This window comes from Candidatus Saccharimonadales bacterium (genome assembly GCA_036397795.1).
In the GTDB taxonomy this organism is placed as follows: domain Bacteria; phylum Patescibacteriota; class Saccharimonadia; order Saccharimonadales; family DASWIF01; genus DASWIF01.
In genome coordinates this window covers 1-19118 of the sequence record DASWIF010000046.1, presented here as the reverse complement: position 1 = coordinate 19118, position 19118 = coordinate 1, and the positions used below count along the sequence as shown (strand labels likewise).

11 protein-coding genes are annotated in these 19118 nt (G+C 53.1%); 3 read left to right on the top strand and 8 right to left on the bottom strand.

Annotation, left to right across the window (positions count from 1 at the left end; translation table 11 throughout):
* Positions 1-1020 (top strand): TGS domain-containing protein (locus VGA08_03175; protein ID HEX9679595.1); only part of this gene is annotated, 1020 nt, incomplete at its 5' end.
* Here VGA08_03175 and VGA08_03170 read toward each other — a convergent pair.
* The 8 genes from VGA08_03170 to VGA08_03135 all read right to left on the bottom strand — a co-directional run bounded on the left by VGA08_03170 (position 1017) and on the right by VGA08_03135 (position 9831).
* Entirely contained in the window at positions 1017-3065 is a 2049-nt protein-coding gene (locus tag VGA08_03170) for a sodium-translocating pyrophosphatase (protein ID HEX9679594.1), read from the bottom strand. The two genes, VGA08_03175 and VGA08_03170, sit on opposite strands and share 4 nt — an antisense overlap.
* Positions 3066-3127: 62 nt before the next feature.
* Positions 3128-4024, bottom strand: coding sequence for an FAD-dependent oxidoreductase (locus VGA08_03165; protein HEX9679593.1), 897 nt, complete (start codon positions 4022-4024; stop codon positions 3128-3130).
* A gap of 92 nt (positions 4025-4116) precedes the next feature.
* Entirely contained in the window at positions 4117-4365 is a 249-nt protein-coding gene (locus tag VGA08_03160) for a glutaredoxin family protein (GenBank protein ID HEX9679592.1), read from the bottom strand.
* A 109-nt stretch (positions 4366-4474) separates the two neighbouring features.
* The gene (locus VGA08_03155) at positions 4475-5035 is read right to left on the bottom strand and encodes an FKBP-type peptidyl-prolyl cis-trans isomerase (protein HEX9679591.1); all 561 of its coding nucleotides are present in this window, start codon (positions 5033-5035) and stop codon (positions 4475-4477) included.
* Between the two features lie 48 nt (positions 5036-5083).
* Entirely contained in the window at positions 5084-5395 is a 312-nt protein-coding gene (locus VGA08_03150) for a hypothetical protein (GenBank protein ID HEX9679590.1), read from the bottom strand.
* Between the two features lie 140 nt (positions 5396-5535).
* A complete protein-coding gene (locus VGA08_03145) occupies positions 5536-6252 on the bottom strand; it encodes a 50S ribosomal protein L25 (protein ID HEX9679589.1) in 717 nt (238 codons plus the stop codon).
* Between the two features lie 52 nt (positions 6253-6304).
* Positions 6305-8752, bottom strand: a complete 2448-nt coding sequence (pheT, locus tag VGA08_03140) for a phenylalanine--tRNA ligase subunit beta (GenBank protein ID HEX9679588.1) — start codon at positions 8750-8752, stop codon at positions 6305-6307.
* Positions 8749-9831: a phenylalanine--tRNA ligase subunit alpha gene (locus VGA08_03135; GenBank protein ID HEX9679587.1), complete on the bottom strand. Its 1083-nt coding sequence runs from the start codon at positions 9829-9831 to the stop codon at positions 8749-8751. The genes pheT and VGA08_03135 overlap by 4 nt, the downstream gene beginning before the upstream one ends.
* A 7-nt stretch (positions 9832-9838) precedes the next feature.
* Between VGA08_03135 and VGA08_03130 the strand changes: the two genes are divergently transcribed.
* Positions 9839-11161 carry a trehalase family glycosidase gene (locus tag VGA08_03130; GenBank protein HEX9679586.1) on the top strand — a complete coding sequence of 441 codons (1323 nt, stop codon included), beginning with the start codon at positions 9839-9841 and terminating at the stop codon, positions 11159-11161.
* A 401-nt stretch (positions 11162-11562) separates the two neighbouring features.
* Positions 11563-19118 (top strand): hypothetical protein (locus VGA08_03125; protein HEX9679585.1); only part of this gene is annotated, 7556 nt, incomplete at its 3' end.

Below are 19118 nucleotides of genomic sequence, written 5' to 3'. Positions count from 1 at the left end.
ACAATAAAATACCTGCCAAAAGACCGGCAGCATAAAGTAGCTCAGGAATCGCTGGATGTATTCGCTCCACTGGCCGATCGCCTGGGTATGGCGTGGGTAAAAACCGAGATAGAGGAAATCTCGTTCAGGATTCTAAAGCCTAAAAAACACGCCGAGCTTAGCCACTTGCTAAACCAGCGTGTCGGCCAAGCTCAAACCTATTTGGATACTGTTCGCAAAGACGTCTCGACAGAACTAGGCCGGCAAGGAATTAGCCATGAAATCGACGGCCGGATAAAAACCACCTACAGTTTGTTCAAGAAGCTCAAGAAAAACCCGATAGATGAAGTCTATGATTTGATTGCGGTGAGATTAATTGTCAGCTCAAAAGAAGATTGCTATCGCGTACTGGGCATTCTACACTCGCTTTATCAACCAATGCTGCAAAAAATCAAAGATTACATATCCGTGCCCAAACCTAACGGCTACCAAAGCTTGCACACTACTGTCATTACGCCTTCCGGGCAAATAATCGAATTCCAAATACGCACAACCCAAATGCATGAGTACGCAGAGCGCGGATTGGCCGCCAGCTTCCACTACAACGAGCAGAAGTTAAACGACAGTTATATTGAGCGCCGCTCTACTGAACTGCCCAGAAACTTGCTGTGGATTCTAGAAATGCAAGAAGCTGCCCAAAGGCTTAGTAGCGGCGAAGCCAGCGTAGGCGGGCTAAAGCTTGATTTATTCGATGACCGGATATTCGTGTACTCGCCAAAAGGGGACATTTATGATTTGCCGGAAGATGCCACAGTTATAGATTTTGCTTATGCCGTCCATAGTGACGTGGGCGAGCATGCACAGGGTGCCAAGATAAATAACAAGATGGCTAAACTGAGCTCAACGCTTAAAAACGGCGACATCGTCGAGGTCTTGACCAGAAACAATGTCAAACCAAACAGCGGCTGGCTAAAGCATGTAAGGACCACCAAGGCCAGGCAGAAAATCCGCGCTTTCCTCAAGCATTCCGACGAGAATTAGGCGATTACGCCGATAAGCAGCAACGCTACGATATTGACGATTTTAATCATAGGGTTGATGGCCGGTCCGGCAGTATCCTTGTAGGGATCACCGACCGTATCGCCCGTGACCGCGGCTTGGTGTGCAAACGAGCCTTTGCCGCCGTGGTGTCCGTCTTCGATATATTTCTTGGCGTTATCCCAGGCGCCGCCGCCGCTGGTCATGGATATGGCTACGAATAAACCTGTCACTATCGATCCTACCAGCAGGCCGCCCATCATACGCGCGCTGACTCCGTCGCCTAGCCAGTTTCCGGCTACGACAACGACTATGGGCACTACTACCGGCAGCAAGGCCGGCACTATCATTTGGCGAATAGCTGATTTGGTAACGATATCCACGGCTTTTCCGTATTCGGGCAGGGCTTGGCCGCTCATGATGCCTTTGATTTCTTTGAACTGCCGGCGGACTTCCTCAACTACGCTGGCTGCGGCCCGGCCTACCGCCTGCATGGACAAGGCGCCAAACACGTATGGCAAAAGGCCGCCGATGAAAAGGCCGGAAAGGACGTAGGGATCGACCAGACTGAAACTGGACTCGAGGCCGAGGATACCCTCAGTATCGCCTCGTTCTAGAAGTTCCAATCTCAGCTCCTCGGTAAAAGCGGCAAACAGGACGATGGCGGCCAGTCCGGCCGAGGCGATAGCGTAGCCCTTAGTCACAGCTTTGGTCGTGTTGCCGACCGCATCCAGCGGATCGGTAATCTTTCGAACACTGGCCGGCATCCCGGCCATCTCGGCTATACCGCCAGCGTTGTCGGTAATGGGGCCGTAAGCATCAATGGCGACGATGATAGCCGCCATGCTCAGCATGCTCATTGCAGCGACCGCGACGCCGTAAATATCCGCCACTGAGTAGGCTGTGATTATACCGCTGACAATGACGATGGCTGGCCAGGCCGTGGATTTCATGCTGATGGCCAGACCGGCGATGACGTTGGTGCCGTGGCCGGATTCGGAGGCAGCGGCTATATCTCTGACGGGCTTGTATTTGGTAGAGGTGTAATATTCGGTGATTATGACCATAAGACCGGTCACGACTAGCCCTACGACGGTAGCCAAAAACAAGTCCGTCGTCTTATATTCTCCATTGCCAGCCATGACTTCGGATGTAACGAAGTAAAAGGCTACGGCCGACAGTACGGCTGATGCCGCTAGGCCTTTATATAGAGCATTCATGATGTTATTGCTGCGGCCAAGTTTTATGGCCCAGCTGCCGATAATCGAAGCTATGATTGATACTCCACCCAAGACCAAAGGGTAGTAGATAGCGCCACCAAAATCTCCAAACACTTGAAGTCCCAGCAAGATAGTCGCCACGGCAGTCACTGCGTATGTCTCGAACAAATCTGCTGCCATGCCGGCGCAGTCGCCGACGTTGTCCCCTACGTTGTCGGCTATGACCGCTGGGTTTCGCGGGTCGTCCTCGGGAATACCGGCTTCAACTTTGCCGACAAGATCCGCCCCCACGTCGGCGCCTTTAGTAAAAATACCGCCGCCTAAGCGAGCGAATATCGATATCAAACTTCCCCCAAACCCCAGGGCGATGAGAGCTTGGACGTCTTCGGTCAAATACCAGAAAAGCGATACGACCCCTAACGCCAACCCTGCCACTAGCAGCCCTGTCACGGTTCCACCTTTGACGGCCACATCCATGGCCCGGCCAAGAGAGTGTCTGGCGGCCTGGGCTGTACGAACGTTGGCCCTGACGGAAACATTCATCCCAATGTAGCCGGCCAGCGCCGAAGCGGCGGCTCCTGCAATAAATCCCCAAGCCGTAGACGCGCCCAGCCAAGCGTAAAGGATAACGAACACTACGGCCGCAACGGCCGCGATGGTGCTGTATTGGCGGTTGAGATAAGCCTTGGCGCCTTCTTGGATGGCCGCTGCGATAGACTTCATCTTGTCATTGCCGGCCGGTTGGCGCGATACCCATGCCGCCAAATAAATTCCATATAAAATAGCTGCCAGCGAAGCGGCCAATGCGAATAGCAAGTACCCGTTCATCTTCTCCCCTTCTTATAATTTTGCTTAAATTCAGCTCTATTCTAGCACACCAGATGCGCGGATTAGCGGCCTTCGAGGTATTGGCGGATTTTGAGAGCGGCGGTGGCACCCTCTCCTACGGCTGAAGCGATTTGCATGGTCGCGCCACTGCGTACATCTCCGGAAGCAAATACTCCTGGCATGGTTGTCATGAGGTTGGCATCAGTCTTAATAAAGCCCCTATCATCGAGCTCTATATTGCTACTGTTTAAAAATTTGGTGTTTGGATATAGCCCCACAAAGACAAACACGCCGTCTGTTGGAAACTCTAGGCTTTGGCCAGACTTATCCTTGCCGAGTACCTTGGTCACTTGATTGTTCTCACCGACAATTTCATTTGTCGCTACGCCTTTATGCACAGTAATAGCACCGTGCTTTTCTATCTCTTCAATCAGTACGTCGCTGGCCTTCCAGTCGCTTCTTATTAGTATGTCTATGTGGCTGGCAAATCGGGTTAAAAATAGCGCCTCCTGGGCCGCAGAATTTCCTCCACCGACAACTACCAGCTTTTTGTCATTATAAAACGCACCGTCGCAAGTTGCGCAGTAGTGCACGCCTTTGCCGTAATATTCTTCCTCGCCCGGCACGTTGATTTTCTTGTAATCACTGCCCGTAGCAATCAGCACGGCTTTTGCCCGGTATTCACCCTCTAAAGTTTTAACGATTTTCTCGTCTCCGCCGTCTTCTATAGCGGTAACTTCGTCCAGTTCAATTTTTGCCCCGAATCGCTCGGCTTGGGCTTGCAGTTTTTGAGACAAATCAAGCCCACTGATCCCTTTTTCAAAACCTGGATAGTTGTCAACCAAATCAGTTATAGCCGCCAGTCCGCCAATCACGCTCTTTTCTATCAAAACAGTTTCAATATTTTCGCGCGTGGTATAAACCGCCGCTGCCAGAGCCGATGGGCCCGCACCAATCATAACCACTTCGTGATGTTTGACTTCAGACAAAACAGATTCTCCCTACGGGTGTCGACAAAGCACCTTCAATAAATATTATCTTTTCTAGTTTATCAGGCCAGGGCGGAGGCTATAAGACCGTAATTAGGGCCTATGGCTACCTGCTTTTGTCCACGGCCGTCGGTAATAACCGTTACCGGCACCGTTCTAGCTCCGCTAATGTCCATTACTTCCTGGCGGCGATCCGGATTGAGCTCAACATTTACCTCGTCGTACTGATGTCCTTTTGAGGACAGATACTTTTTGACCATAACGCAGTACGCGCAGTTGTTGGTGGTGTAAACGGTTATCTGTTTACTCATTTTAGTATTCTCCTGTTTATTTACTTGGGCTTTTTATACGTTATCTAAATTTTATCGATTTAGTGCTTGGCTGTCAATCAGAAGCACCATATGTTGTGTATTTTACGCTTTAAAACTCTATTTTTACCAGTTCCACGTCAAATATTAAGTCGGAGCCTGCCGGAATGCCCGTACGCTCCGTATCACCATAGGCCAGTTCGGCTGGCACCATAAGCCGCCGGAAGCCGCCTTCTTTGAGTCCGGGTATTCCTTGGACCCAGCCATCGATTAATGACCCTTCAGCCAGCTCAAATGCTATGGGCGACCCATCCTCGAACGTATTATTCCCATCGATTGGTGTCCCGTCAGCTAGACTTAAGCGATAGTGGACGGTGATGCAGTTTCCTAACGCGACCCCTTCTCCTTCTCCTTGGCGTAAATCAGTAATCTCGAGAGATGATAGTGGAGAGGCGGCAGTGGTTGGCCACTCACCCTCTGTGACTCCCGGCTGGGCAGCTACATCAGAAGAGGCCTGACAAACCTGTGAGGCATCGGTTTCAGCCTGGTCCGTCTGGCTGGCCCGCTGGTCAGCAGTACTATCTGACTGCGAAAGAAACAACAGCCCGGTCGCAACGGCGCTGAATAACATAACCCCTACTAGCACAAAAATAATAATCCGGTCACGACCCACTGGATAATCCTCCGTCTAAACTACTCCAGTTTAATAGCTTAACATAGTCTATTGAACGGTACGCGTGCTATTTAAGTTGTCGGTTTTGGCGTTCGGCTGAAGCTGTTCTCCAATCGGCTGCTGGAGACCTTGGGTCTGCTGGCCTTGCAGGCCGCCGGCGCCTTGGAGCTGGTCGATAACCGAGCGAGGCGCCGCGCCACCGGATGGCATAACTTGCAAACGGCTGCCTTGCACCGGCATTGGCAAAGAGGCTTCTGTAGTTTGGCTGGCAGCCAAGCCCAACCAAGATAGTGTCAGCATAATCAAACCGAGCAATGCAAGTACAACCTGAGGTCTAGTGGAGAGGTTACTGGTTTCCATAGCAACAGTATAAATCAAAAAAGAACGGGCTTTTGCTGCCCGCTCTTAGGGATATAAGTGAGATCCACCTCACGCTTCCCACAATTTAATTCTACCATACACGCTAATGCTTTTTTGGAACTTTTTTCTTCTAACAAGGCTTATGCCTCTTTAGGGGCGGTTTCGTCTTTATCATCGGACTTGGTGTCTGAGCTGCCGGCGGATTCTTCGCCATCTTTGGCCTCGGCATCGCCCTCTTCTTCGCCTCGTTCGGAAGGCACGTCATCGGCCGACAACTCTTCAGCTATATCTTCCTCTACAAATTCGCGGACCTCATCCACCTTGACTATTGGCTGCTCTAGCAACCCTTCGTCGATTTCAACCTCGGAATCTATTGTCAGGTCGCTAACGTGTACGGTGTCGCCTATTTCGCTTAAGCCGCTGATGTCAACTTCAAACGACTCCGGTATGTTGGCTGGCAGGGTGCGAACCTCTAGCTCGTTGATTAACTGGTGTACAACATGTCCCAATTTGACCGCGGGGGCTTCACCTGTCAATACTACCGGTACTTCTACATCGATTTTCTCGCCCTTTTTAAGAGCCATCAAATCAAAGTGTCTAAGCTGGTTGCTGACGGGCTCGTGGTCTAGGTCCTTAACCAACACATCAATAGCCTCGGCATTATCAATATCAAGTTTGATTATGTGACTGGTGCCAGCTTGATCAAGTACTTTTATGACGGTTTGATAATCTCCAACTAAAGGGACTGATTCCATGCCGTGGCCGTATACCACGCCACGTACATCGGTGTCGGATAACTCTTTCTTGCCGGCTCTGCCAGTACGGCGGCGCCTCAAATTTAAATGATAAGTCTGCATAATATTCCTATCAGGCAAAAATTCTACCACAGATACCAGGCTTTAACTAGTGTCAGGCTTGAACTGCGCCCGTCTTTTTATTTACCGCTGCTATGATTTTATCTAGCCAAGAATTAACCTCTTTTTGGGTAAGTGTTCTCTCATGGCTGACAAATTCAAGCCTGAAACTGGTGTGTTTGTCAGTTCTATTTGGCGCGAAAATCTCTAGGGGCAAGGTGCTAAAGCCCACTTCCTTGAAACTGCAGGCCTCGATGCCCGCTACCAGCTGGCTGTAAGGTAAGTCTTTAGGCGATTTGAGCGTTAAATCCACCACTACCGGCGGAAATTTTGACAGCGGACGGTATCTGGAGGCAAACTTGGCCGCGTTGAGCAGCCGCTCCAACTGTAGTTCAAAACCGGCAGTTTGTCGCGGCAACTTAAGCTGACTGGCGATCTGGTAAGACAGCTCTCCTAGGACACCTAGTGTCTTGCCTTCGGATTTTACATACGCCCGCCTGGTTGGCTCATAAGGCGCACCGGCCTGGGCCAGCCAGGGGTCGTCCGAACTCATGGTGGGCGACAGTTCGTAACCAACGCCCAGCCAAGCAAATAGATGCGACAAATATGTCTGAGCTGTAAAATATGCAGTTCCGCTGGCAGAGTCGGCCTTGCTGTCTGCGGCATATACCACGGCCAAGGACGGTTGCTCTTTGGGAAGCTTGTCTTCAATCAGTCTTGTGCTGTGAACCGGCCCAATCTCAAACATCACAAACCGGCTGTAGCCCAGTCTTATATTTGGATAAACCTTATCAATCAAACTTGGTGTTAACGACAACCGCATCATTTCTACATTAGGCGAAAGAGCGTTTCTTATTCGATACGCTTGTTCTATGTCTTGCCCGGCTGACTCTAGTAATTTTTCTCGGACACCGCTGTAGGACAGCACCTCGCTGGCACCGGCGGCGCGGAGCGCATCTCTGGCCGCTAGCTCTAATTTTCTTAACTTGGGTAAATCAGCTGGTACTATGCTGCGCTGAGGGCGGGTAGATTCAATACCGCCGTAGCCGTTCAGCCGCCCCACTTCCTCTGCAATATCCGCTTCAATATTCAGGTCTGGCCGCCAGGTCGGCACAGTCACATCCAACCGCGACCCCTTACTCTTCACCTTAATCTCGGCATTCTCTAGACACTTAGCCATTGAGCTTGGAGTATGGTTCGTGCCAAGCAGGCGGTTTATGGCGGACGGCGAAGCGCTGACGGTTTTGAACTTTCGAGGTTTGGGATATTCATCAATAAATCTGCTGGCTGGCTTGGCTCCGGCCCATTCAACAATCATATTTTTAGCTAAATTTTGTATGGGTGCTATTTGGCTTGGGTCTTGTCCTCGGGCAAATCTGGTGACAGCTTCTGAGGCGATGCCGTGCGCCATGGAGGTATTGCGAATGGAGTACATATCAAAATTGGCAGCCTCCAGGACAACCCGTTTGGTACGCTCGTCTACCTCGCTGTCAGCTCCCCCCATTACCCCGCCCAAGCCGATTGGACCACTAGTGCCAGCAATAATAATGGACTGCTTGTGGGGCTTGACTGTGCTACCGTCTATTAGTTTGAGCTGCTCCCCGGCCTTAGGATGTCGGACAGTGAATTTAGCGCCACTCTTACCATTTGCGACTTTGTCGTAATCGAATGCGTGCATAGGCTGCCCGCTGACCACCATCAAATAATTGGTCAAATCAACTATGTTGTTTACGGGGCGCAGACCAAGGCGCATCAGCCAACTTTTAACTTGCAGGGGCGACGAGCCTACTATTACGCCCTCATAGGCAGCAAGAGTAAACCGCGGCACCAAATCTTTGAGCTGGTTGTCCAGAGAGATATCAAGTTTATGGGCTGGCTTAGGCCAGTCGATCTTATGATCCAAATACCAATCAGGACTGGTGAATTTTTTTCCCTTAGCCGCTGCCAGTTCACGGGCAAATCCTAAATGCCCAAACATGTCCGGCCTATGAGTTAAAACTTTGGTCTCTACGTCTATGATGTGGTCGTCTAGCCCGTAAATATCGCTCAGCTGTCTGCCCGGAGACAGGCCAGGGTCCAGTTTGAGAACACCCTCATGGGCCGAGGAAAATTTCAGCTCGTATTCGCTAGCTAGCATACCGTGACTGTCCAGCCCGCGTATTTTTCTAATATCTAACTTGAGTTCTTGTTTGCCAGATGTCACCGGTACGACGTTTCCGGGTGGTATGTAAGCGACGAAGTCGCCTTTTTTCAGAGTTTTATCGCCGGCAATGACCTGAACATTTGCTTTTTTGCCTATGTCGACTTTATTCACGCTCAGCTTGTCGGCGTCGGGATGGGGCCGGGTGTCAACAATGCGCCCGACAACTATGCCCTTATACAGTTCACCCAAGCTCTCCATGTCTTCAACTTCGCCGATTTTAGTAGCGATAACTTCAAGAATCTCGTCTACTGGCTCGTCAAAATCTGCATATTCCTTTAAGAGATTAAGCGATACTTTCATACTTCACCTTTAAACATTTTTAGAAAATCCAGGCGCCCCGACATAAAGTAACGTATATCTTCTATGCCATGTTTGAGCATGATTAAACGTTCTACACCCATGCCCCAAGCAAATCCGCTGTATTTAGAGGGATTAACACCTGCCTCCTTCAATACATTGGGGTGAATCATGCCGCAGCCCATTATCTCCAGCCACTGGCTGCTACCCGGCTTTTGCCAGCTAGTCGGCATTTTTATCAGAAATTCCAGACCCGGCTCCACGAATGGAAAGTAAAACGGCTGGGTCTTAAACTCTATAGGCTCGTTGAAATAGGCTTCTAAAAAAGTCTGGATTGTACCCATCATATCGCCCAGGCTGATGCCACTGTCTACATAGATACCTTCTACTTGATGAAAAGTATGCTCGTGAGTAGCATCAAGATCTTCATTTCTAAAAACCCGCCCAGGTATGACAGCAGCAATTGGCTGTCCGTGGGCAAGGCCTGCCCTTTGGGCTTTGAGTACCCTATGCTGCATGGTGCTAGTGTGGGCTGGCAGTATTAAGCCCTCAGAAGTCATAAATGTGTCGTAGTCGTCTCGGGCGGGATGACTAGCGGGAAAGTTGAGAGATTCGAACATATGGTAGTCATCGTCAATCAAGCGCGAACGTTCCACTCTAAACCCCATGCGCACAAATATATCTTCCATGACACCAAGCTCCTGCATAACAGGGTGCAGAGAGCCTTCACTGGCAGGGAGCAGCTTCGGCTGATTCGCGGCAGATACACCGGTGTCAAAGGGCGCACTGACGTCAATTGGCGGCTTGTCATCTAGTCTCTGCTCCTTGAACCGGGCTTGCTCAGTAAGCTCAATCTTAAGTTCGTTAACTGTACGGCCAAACTCGGCCCGCTCTGATGGCGGCTGGTCCTTAATAGACGCTACCAGCTTTTTCAGCGTGGGGTCTCTAAGTATTGTCATAGGATTTGGCAGCTTAGACTGGCGCTTCTTTAAATCGTCTGCCAGTTGAGCAACGTCGCTTAAGGTGTAACCCATCTTGAGCATCAGTATAACAACATTTTTAGCTTCCGGCTCATGTATCATAAGCGGTATGAATAAGACTCAGCTGGCTGAGCTGGCTAAGGCTGTACTCAAGAATAATGACCTCGGCCTGTGGACCCGGCCGGCCCCGGGGCTCTACCCGCACCAGTGGCTATGGGACAGCTGTTTTATTGCCATAGGTCAAGCCCGCTACGATCCCAACCGGGCCAAAAAAGAGCTGATGAGCCTAGTAAGGGGCCAGTGGCGAAACGGCATGATTCCCCATATGATTTTTGACGAAAAATCCAATAATTTCACTGGCCCCCACGTTTGGCAAAGCCACCTATCTCCAGCCGCCCCTCCTGGCATTGAAACTTCCGGCATTACTCAGCCGCCAGTTCTAGCCGAAGCCGTGTGGCGCGTAGGGGAACAGATGAGCAAAGACGAGCGGTTAAAATTCTTCAGCGAAATCTTTGCGGCACTTCTTCGTTATCACGGCTGGTTTTACCGCGAACGGGATTTGCATAGTGAGGGGCTGGTGGTAACTATCCATCCGTGGGAAACCGGCATGGACAATACTCCTCCTTGGATAGATGAGCTGACGCACAATGCTATGCCTCTATGGATTAAGATTATCCATAAACTCAAGCTTTATCCATTATTTGATATATTTCGCCAAGACACCCGGCTGGTGCCGGCATCGGAAAGAATTAACACCTCAATCTCCCTTCTGCTTTTTCATGTCCAGCGCCGGCTAAGGCGTAAGCAGTATGATTCCTTGGAGATACTTCGCCGCTCCCACTTTTCCATAAATGACGTGTTCGTAAACAGCATCCTGATTAGAAACAACCGGATTCTGGAAGATATAGCGCATGAACTTGATGAAGAAATACCTGCAGACTTGCGGATTTCTTTCAAAAAATCACATGAGGCGTTAGAGGAGCTGTGGTGCGAAGAAGACAACCAGTATTATTGCCGCAATTTTGTGACTCGAGAATGGATTAAAAGCCCGTATATCGGCAGTCTTATGCCGCTTTACTCCGGTGCGATCAGCAAGCAACGGGCTAAAGTTCTGCTCAAAACTTTAAAGGACGATTTGCGCTACTGGACAAAATATCCTGTTCCCAGCGTGCCTATCTCGTCGCCCAGCTATCATCATTTGCGCTACTGGCAAGGCCCGACTTGGATTAATACTAACTGGATGTTGATAGACGGGCTGAGACAATACGGATTCTTTAGCGAGGCAGAAAAAATCAAGCGGATTTCGATTGATTTATTTGCCCAGCACGGCGCCAGGGAGTATTTTTCCGCCATAGACGGCACGCCCTCGGGTGCAAAAGATTTTTCATGGAGCGCAGCTCTGATACTGGATTTATTGAAAGAAAAAGGCTAACCCAGCCCATGGCATAATTAATCGCATGAAGCCTGACAAACAGCTAGTAGCTGTCCTCCTGAAAACCGATAGATCTTATCGTTATTCGCTAGGTAAAGACAGTAAACCAGAGGATGACTGGGCGGACTGGTGGGCAAGCTACCTACTTGCGTCAACTGATTTTAACCAGCTTACAGACCGCAATTGGCAGCAATCCGACTTGTCAAACGCTCTTAGTGCGCTAAGAAACACCTACGACCAGAGGCAACCAAAACACCATTGGTCACACTTTTTTGCACTGCGCCTTTCTAACTAGCTAATCTGGTTGTTAGCAGAAGTTAAAACGGCTAAAATACCGCTAGAGTTTAAAACAAAAAATCCTAAAAAATCGTTAAAGCCTTATCTAAACAGACAGGGACTTTGTGGGATTACTAGGAGGAAACAGACGTTTAGGCAAACGCAGCCGCCTATATGAAATGCTGCTGGCGCCGCTGAGTACACGCGAAAGAGTTGTCTTCGTGTCTTTAATTATCGGCAGCATGGTCTTTTTTACTATTACTGGGGCTGGCGCCGGCACTAGCGGTATAGGCTCTACTATGGCTGTACCGGCCAGCAGCTGCCAGGCCGGCCAGGATTGGATTAGGCCGGATTTTGCTACAGGCCATCCCGAGGGTGATGGTTATCAGGCAGTGCTCGCGCCGAATGACGGCGCAGGTACTTTAATTTGCGGGGGGTTTGCAGCCACCGAACAACCTCGCACCAACGAACGATTAGTGTTGAGTGCCCAACTAAGAGACCAGTTGCCAACTACGCCTGGCGATATCATACATACACCACAAACCGTACCCCGCCTGCTAGATGAACAACTGCCTAAGACCGAGCCGGCCAACCGCTATACAGCCACCAACGACAAGTTGGATGAATTTCTGCTTATTTCATTATCATTGGACCGCGGACATAGTTGGCAACCACTACATATGCTGACATCTGATAAGTTGGCAGACTACCAACACCATGCCATAGAACTCCCCCGTCTGCCGCTTAAATCGTACGATCGTCTAGCTTTCAAACTGGAAACAGTCGGTGTAAATGTCAGCCAGTATTTGGCTGTCGATAGCCTGCGTTTGGGTTACGATGTTGCCGCTAGCCAGGACCTAAAACTCGAGTTATTTGACCAAGCCGGCCAACCACTTGAAGGTGACAACCCCGCTTTGATCCCTAACCAAACCATAACCGCCGTCGTCTCCACCCTCTCGCCGGGCACAGGTCCTATCCAGGGCGTAACCCGGGCATTAACAGGCTTGGGTGGCGGCGATCAAACCGCACCGCCGGCCTCATTCGACATACAGCTGATTAGCGGCGACGGCAAGCGCTACAATGTTCCCGCTGAAACCAGTTGGCTTGGCGCTACGTTGGGCAACCACCAGCAGTGGCAGCTAACATTGGCTGTACCCGATGAGCTTCAAGTGGGCAGCCACACATTGAGCTTGCAGGCGTCAACCAACGACGGTACACAGTCTATAAGCCAGGATTTCAGTTGGGGCGTACTGGCGCTTAATACTGATAGCAGCGTTTATAGGACCAATCAGACTGGCAAGATAGACATGACGGTACTCAATGATAAAGGCCGAACTGTCTGCGATGCCGATGTAGAACTAAGCGTGGCCCGAGAAGGCCATACGCTCGCCAGCTATAGCACCCGCGAAAACTCGATAACAGTAGGCAACCTCTGCAGCCAATATGGACCGCACATCGACCCCGACTACACGACTAAGCATAATTTTGATCAGCCGGACCGCTACACCTTGACACTTAAAGCCACTACGCAGTCGGGTACTTATCAGATAACTGACCAGGTAGTTACAGAGGACGAACCGGCCGCCTTGGTTAGCCGGCACGGCCCGACCCGTCTTTACCCGGTGGTGCCCTACGACATGGTCGTTAGTTTCACTCCGGATCAAGACTTTAAGGGCGTAATCACCGAGTACGCCCCGGCTTCGTTTAAAATCACCTCTACTCCACTCAGTCCCAATCTGACGTACAACCGAATCGCTAAAGCCAGTGAGTCCTGGCGGATTGAGTGGGACGTAACCGTAGCGGCCGGACAAACCGTCAATTTGAGTTACCGCTTCGACGCCCCGGATGATAGTCCGGAATTTTATCTGCTTGGCCCTCTTAGAGCCAGCCAAGCCGACGACGAGTTATTTAGGGAGGTAAGGTCGTGGCAACTGGCGGCCGACTCCGTGGGTGGCATCGGTATCTGGCGCGATTCGGCCGGTAGCCAAACACCGGGCACGTCTTTTGCCAGTATGAATTTCGCCACCGAGCAGCGCAACGACGGCATCTACACCTTCAGCGGCGGCAACACTTTGCAATTCGACGAAGACGGTAACTATCTGCTGATTGCCACCGTCAAGGCCACCGACACCTCAAACGCCCGGGTCAACCGCGAGGGCCGGTTTGGTTACAGCGGCTCGGGTAGCTTCGTCACACTCTACGGTAGCTCCTATAGTCGCGACGCCGCCAACAACACCGACTGGCTGAGAGTGGTCGGTCTGGTCTGGGGCGCGCAAGCCAGTGATACGGCCCAATTCGAATGGCGGCGCGATACCGACGCCGGTGCTACCGGCTCTATTGCCGACGCTTCGCATTTTCAGGTCGTGCGCCTTCACGACTCGGCGGCTGTCGGCCTGTACACCGATGCCAACGACACCGGCGCCTATAGCAACCAAACCTGGACCGACGCGCCATTTGATAACACCGTGCTGGAGACCGATACATCAATTATCGAAAAACAGGCCGGCAGCACCGATGTCCGCCTTAAACAAGACGCCACCACCTTTTTGGTCGGCTACGGACTGGCTTTCAATCAAGCCAGTAACGCCCGTACCCAGCGGGTCAGCAAGATGGTGGCCGGTAGTACCGACATTCCCCAATCCTTCGGCTACGCCTATCTACGCCAAATTTCGGACGAATATGGCAGTCCGAACAACCTATTTCTATATCGCAATTCCGGTAGCTCGACCGACCTCTCGGTACAAGCTCAGCTCGGTAATGCCGAGGGTGCCGGTACGGTCAGCCGACGAGCCAACTCCTCGGGTATGTTCGTGATTGAACTACCATCAAGCGCCGGCGTGTTGATAGCAGATGACGGCACTGGCGGCCAAGATATCGGCGGCACTAATGGCGACTTCAACGCCATTAGAACCGTCAGCTACAACGACTCGGCTTCCTTCACCAAGATCGATGACGCCACAATTAACGCCGAAGCCACCATGGACGCCCTGTTGCTTGGCAGCGCCTACGCCGAGCGCACTACCCTGACCTCCACTGTCCGCGCCACGGTCGGTTCCCGACTAGAGATAAACGGCTCCGACCAAGCCTTAGGCGAACATGGCAACTACTTAAGAGGTGACCAAGGCACGACCGGCACCTTTAACTACTCCTCCCATCCTACAGGAGTGTTCGGCTTGAGCAGTGGCGACGACCTCCAGTTTGAGTGGTTCGACGCCGGCGACAACGGCAATACCGACAACACCGTGGCCGGTGCCGTCGGTTTTAGCGCTCTGGATTTGACCTCGCTAGCGGCGGCCACCTCGTCGGTCACCACCCAGCTCCACCACCGCTGGCGGGACGACACCACGGCGCTCAACACTTCCGGGGGCTGGCTGGCGGCGGAAGACGCCAATAGCATCGGCGATATAACCAAAAATGCCACCTACCGCCTGCGTTTCGACGTGGCCAACGTCGGTTCCTTCGCCCAAAGCTCGGCTAAGACCTATGAGCTTCAGTGGGGCGAGCTGTCCGGTGGCAGCGACTGCTCTACAATCAGCACTTGGACCGGTTTGGCTGATACGAGCGACGAGTTTGCCATGGTCGACTCCAGCCAAATTAGTCCCGACGGCCAGTCAACCAGCTCAATTATGGCCAACTCCGAAGGCTACACTTTCGTCGCCGGCGAGGGCCGGGACAGCGCCGATACGACTGGTTCCATCGGCCCGATGTTGTCCAACCGTTTCACCGAGCTGGAGTACTCCATCCAAGCCACCGACGACGCCGTCACCGGCGCCAGTTATTGTTTCCGGCTGTATGACGCTGCGGCCAGCTTGCCACTCGAGCTGTACGTCACCTACCCCCAGGCCACCTTGGCCTCGGTCGACCTGGATGTCGACGTCAACTTAGGCGAGGCCGGCACCTTCGCCGCGCCGGCCGATGGCGGTTGGGCGACAATTAACTTTAGCTCTAGTTACAGCTCACCAGTCGTAGTCGGCGTGACCAACACGGCCACCGGCAACAACGCCCGGGTGTTCGAGGCCAAAAACGTCACTTCGACCTCAGCCGATATGCGCATCTGCGAGTCGGACGGCCATATCGCCGCCGGCTGCGCCACCCATCCGTCCGAGACGGCCGGCTACGTAATCATCGACGCCGACGACGCCGATTTGATTGACGGTATCGAGGCCGGTACATTTGGTATCGATGGCGGTATCGACACCAATACTTTGTTAGTCAACTTCGACGAGACCTATTCGACGGCACCCTTGGTCTTTGCCTCCGTCCAGACCGCTAGCACCGACGGCAGCACCGCTCCGGTGGTTGCTCGCGTGACGGCTGCCTCAACTGCCAATTTTACCGCCGGCATTTGTGAACAGAATTCTCAGGACGGATGCAACGCCTCGCACGGCACCGAAACCGTCGGCTGGGTGGCGATCGACCCGGGCAATTTGCCGTTTGACGAGCTGGCCGACGCCGGTAGCGTGACCGGCACCTCTGCCGGCGCATGGGTCGGCACGGGTGCATTTACCCCCAGCTTCAGCGCCGCCCCGGTGGTACTGGCCAAAATTAATGACAACATCGGCGGCCAGGACGTCATGATTAGCGAGGCCGACAGCGTCACCGCCACCAGCGCCAACGTCCGCTTCTGTGAGCTGGACGGGCCCGATACCTGCGATAGCCACAGTAGCAACCAGGTGGCTTGGCTGGCGGTTGAAACTGGCGGGTTGACCGGCACCCGGCAGGTGGCGCTCGACCAAACCGCTTACCGTTTCTATCAAAACCTGGACGCTGTCCAGCCGACCACAGCTTTGGCGGCGGAAAATACCGCGGCAACTGGCGTGGGCTTGGCCGATGTTATTCGCTTAAGACTGTCCGCCCAAGCCGGTCTGGACGATATCCTGGCCGGCGACTTGAGCTTTAAACTTCAGTTCGGCGCCGGTGCCAATTGTTCGGCCATTGGCAGCTGGACCGATGTCGGCGGGCTGAGTTCGAGCACTATCTGGCGGGGCTATAATAACTCCACCCCAGCCGACGGAGCGACTTTAAGCGCCTCGTTGCTTAACTCGCAAACCAATGCCCTTGAGTCTTATGAGGAAACCAATGATTCGGCCTTCAACCCCAACGATATCGACGCCGCAACCCGGGGCGAATGGGATTGGGTAATTTTTAACAACGGCGCGGCCGAGACCAGCCAGTATTGTTTTCGGCTGGCGACGGCGGCCGGCGACGTTCTGACCTACTCCCGCTACCCCCAACTCACCACCGCCACCGCACCCACTCCGGACGCGCCGACGTTCTATGACGACGATGGCGGGGTCAGCCAAGTCGCCTTCAATAACATCCGCCAGAACTCGACCACGCCGACTTACCGTTTGTCCGCTGCTAGCGGCGGTTACTTCAACCGTTTCCAGCTCGAGCTCAACACCGCCGCTAATTTTGGCGGCACCAGTTACGTCCAAACTTTCTCCGGCCTTTACGCGCCGGCCACCGCTTATAATCTGTTGGCTGATAGTTTGTCTCCCAGCTTGCCTACAACCAATGGTGTAACTTACTACGTCCGGGCCCGAGCATCGGGCAATGGGGGCAGTGGTTGGGGCAATTGGTTTAGCGGCACCTGGACTTACACTTATAAAAGCGCCGACGAAACCCCGGAGTGGTTCCAAACCACTGATACCCAGTTCCAGACAGGCACGCTTACAGACACTGTCGCTTCGAGCAACTCAGTAATTTTAGGTCCCGATATTTCAGCGACAGGTGGCACCATTGACGACAGCTCCGTTGCCGGATACCGATTACACGTATTTACGAGCGACGGTACTTTTGAGGTGACTTCGGGAACGGGCGATGTTGAAGTGTTGGTGGTAGCCGGCGGAGGCGGCGGAGGCAGTGCCGGCGGCACGGGCGGCGGAGGCGGCGGCGGTGCCGGCGGTCTAATCTTCGACACCGTGGCAGTTTCGGGGGGACAATATACCGTTACCGTCGGCGGCGGCGGCAGTGCCGGCAGCGGCTCTGCCGGGGGCAATGGCGGCAACAGCTTGTTCGACAGTCTTACTGCTCTTGGCGGCGGTGGCGGAGCGTTTGGTTCCGGAGAACCGAGTAACGGTGTCGATGGCGGTTCCGGCGGGGGCGCAAGAGGTTTCGTGGTGGCTGTCGGCGGTACCGGATTACAGCCAGGTTCCGGTTCCGGAGGTTTCGGGAATGATGGCGGCGACACCCCTAGCGGCGGTACAGGCGGTCCGGGCGGCGGCGGCGGCGGAGCGGGCAGCGTGGGCGGAGACGGTATAGGAACAACGTTTGTCGCCGGCGACGGCGGAGACGGAAGGGATTATTCTACGCAGTTTGGAACCGGTGTGGGAGCGAGCGGACTATTTGCCGGCGGAGGAGGAGGCGGACACGGAAATAATGCCGGTTCTTCCGGCGGGTCGGCAACCGCCGGCGGCGGCGCGGGAGGACTGACCAACGCCGTAGGTAGCACTGGCCAGGCCAACACGGGCGGCGGCGGAGGTGGGGGCGGTTCGAACAACTCAAACGGCGGAGCCGGGGGCTCTGGAATTATTATTGTCAGATACCCGCTCTATGCCCTAACTGGCACCATTACGTCCACTGAGATCGATTTTGACCGGGTGCCAAACATGGTCAGCTGGAATGATATCGACTTTTCAACCACCGAGACGAACGGGGACGTCAAGCTCAGTGTCTACTACACCGCCTCGACCGCTTGCGACACCATCATTCCCGATAGCGCCTTATCCGGAAATTCATCCGGCTTTGATGTTTCCGGCGGCTCAATCGACATTACCGGCCTTAACACCACGACTTATAATCGAATCTGTCTAAGAGCCTCACTCAGCTTTTCGGGCGGTACGCCACTTCTTAATGACTGGTCAGTCAGCTGGTACCCAACCAGCAATGACCCCCCTGATTCGCCCACTTCCTTAACCCAGAAAAAAGTTACCGGCGGCGCTACGATTTCAACCGGCGGCTGGACCAACGAGACGCAGGTCCAGTTTGAAGCCCAAGCCACTGACCCTGATAATCCGGACTCCTTAAGACTCTGTATCGAGGTCCAGCCCCTTGGAACTAATTTCACTAACGTCGAGACCTCATGCGGCAGCCCAGTGGCTTACTCCGGGTCCGCTGTGACCGTCAGCCACACGGTTACGGGACTAACTGACAATCAGCAGTACCACTGGCAGGCCCGCGTGAGCGACGTCATAAGCGAGAATTCAGCCTGGGTCAGCTACGGCGGCAACCCGGAAGCCGAACAGGACTTCGGCATAGACACTTCACCTCCCACCGGCACTGTATATGACGGCAGCACAGCAGGTGTCGATATTGATTTGAACAGTGGTAGTTTAAGTGAGCTCGACGCCAACTGGAATATCGATTCGGCAGTCTCGGGCTTAGGCAGTTACGATTATTCAGTAGGCACCAGTCCGGGCGCAATTGATATATTAGGCTGGACCAGCAACGGCACCTCGACCTCGGCTACTGCTAGTACTCTCAGTCTGAACACTTCCCAGCCCTACTACTTCAACGTTCGCACTACAGACAATGCCGGCAACCAAGCCGTAATATCGAGTGACGGCATCTTGGTGGCACCCACACTTAGCTTCAGCGCTTCGCCCGGATCTATTGCTTTTGCCAATCTAAACGCCGGCAATTCATATACCGATACCCAAAACGCGGTCTTAGCTACCAG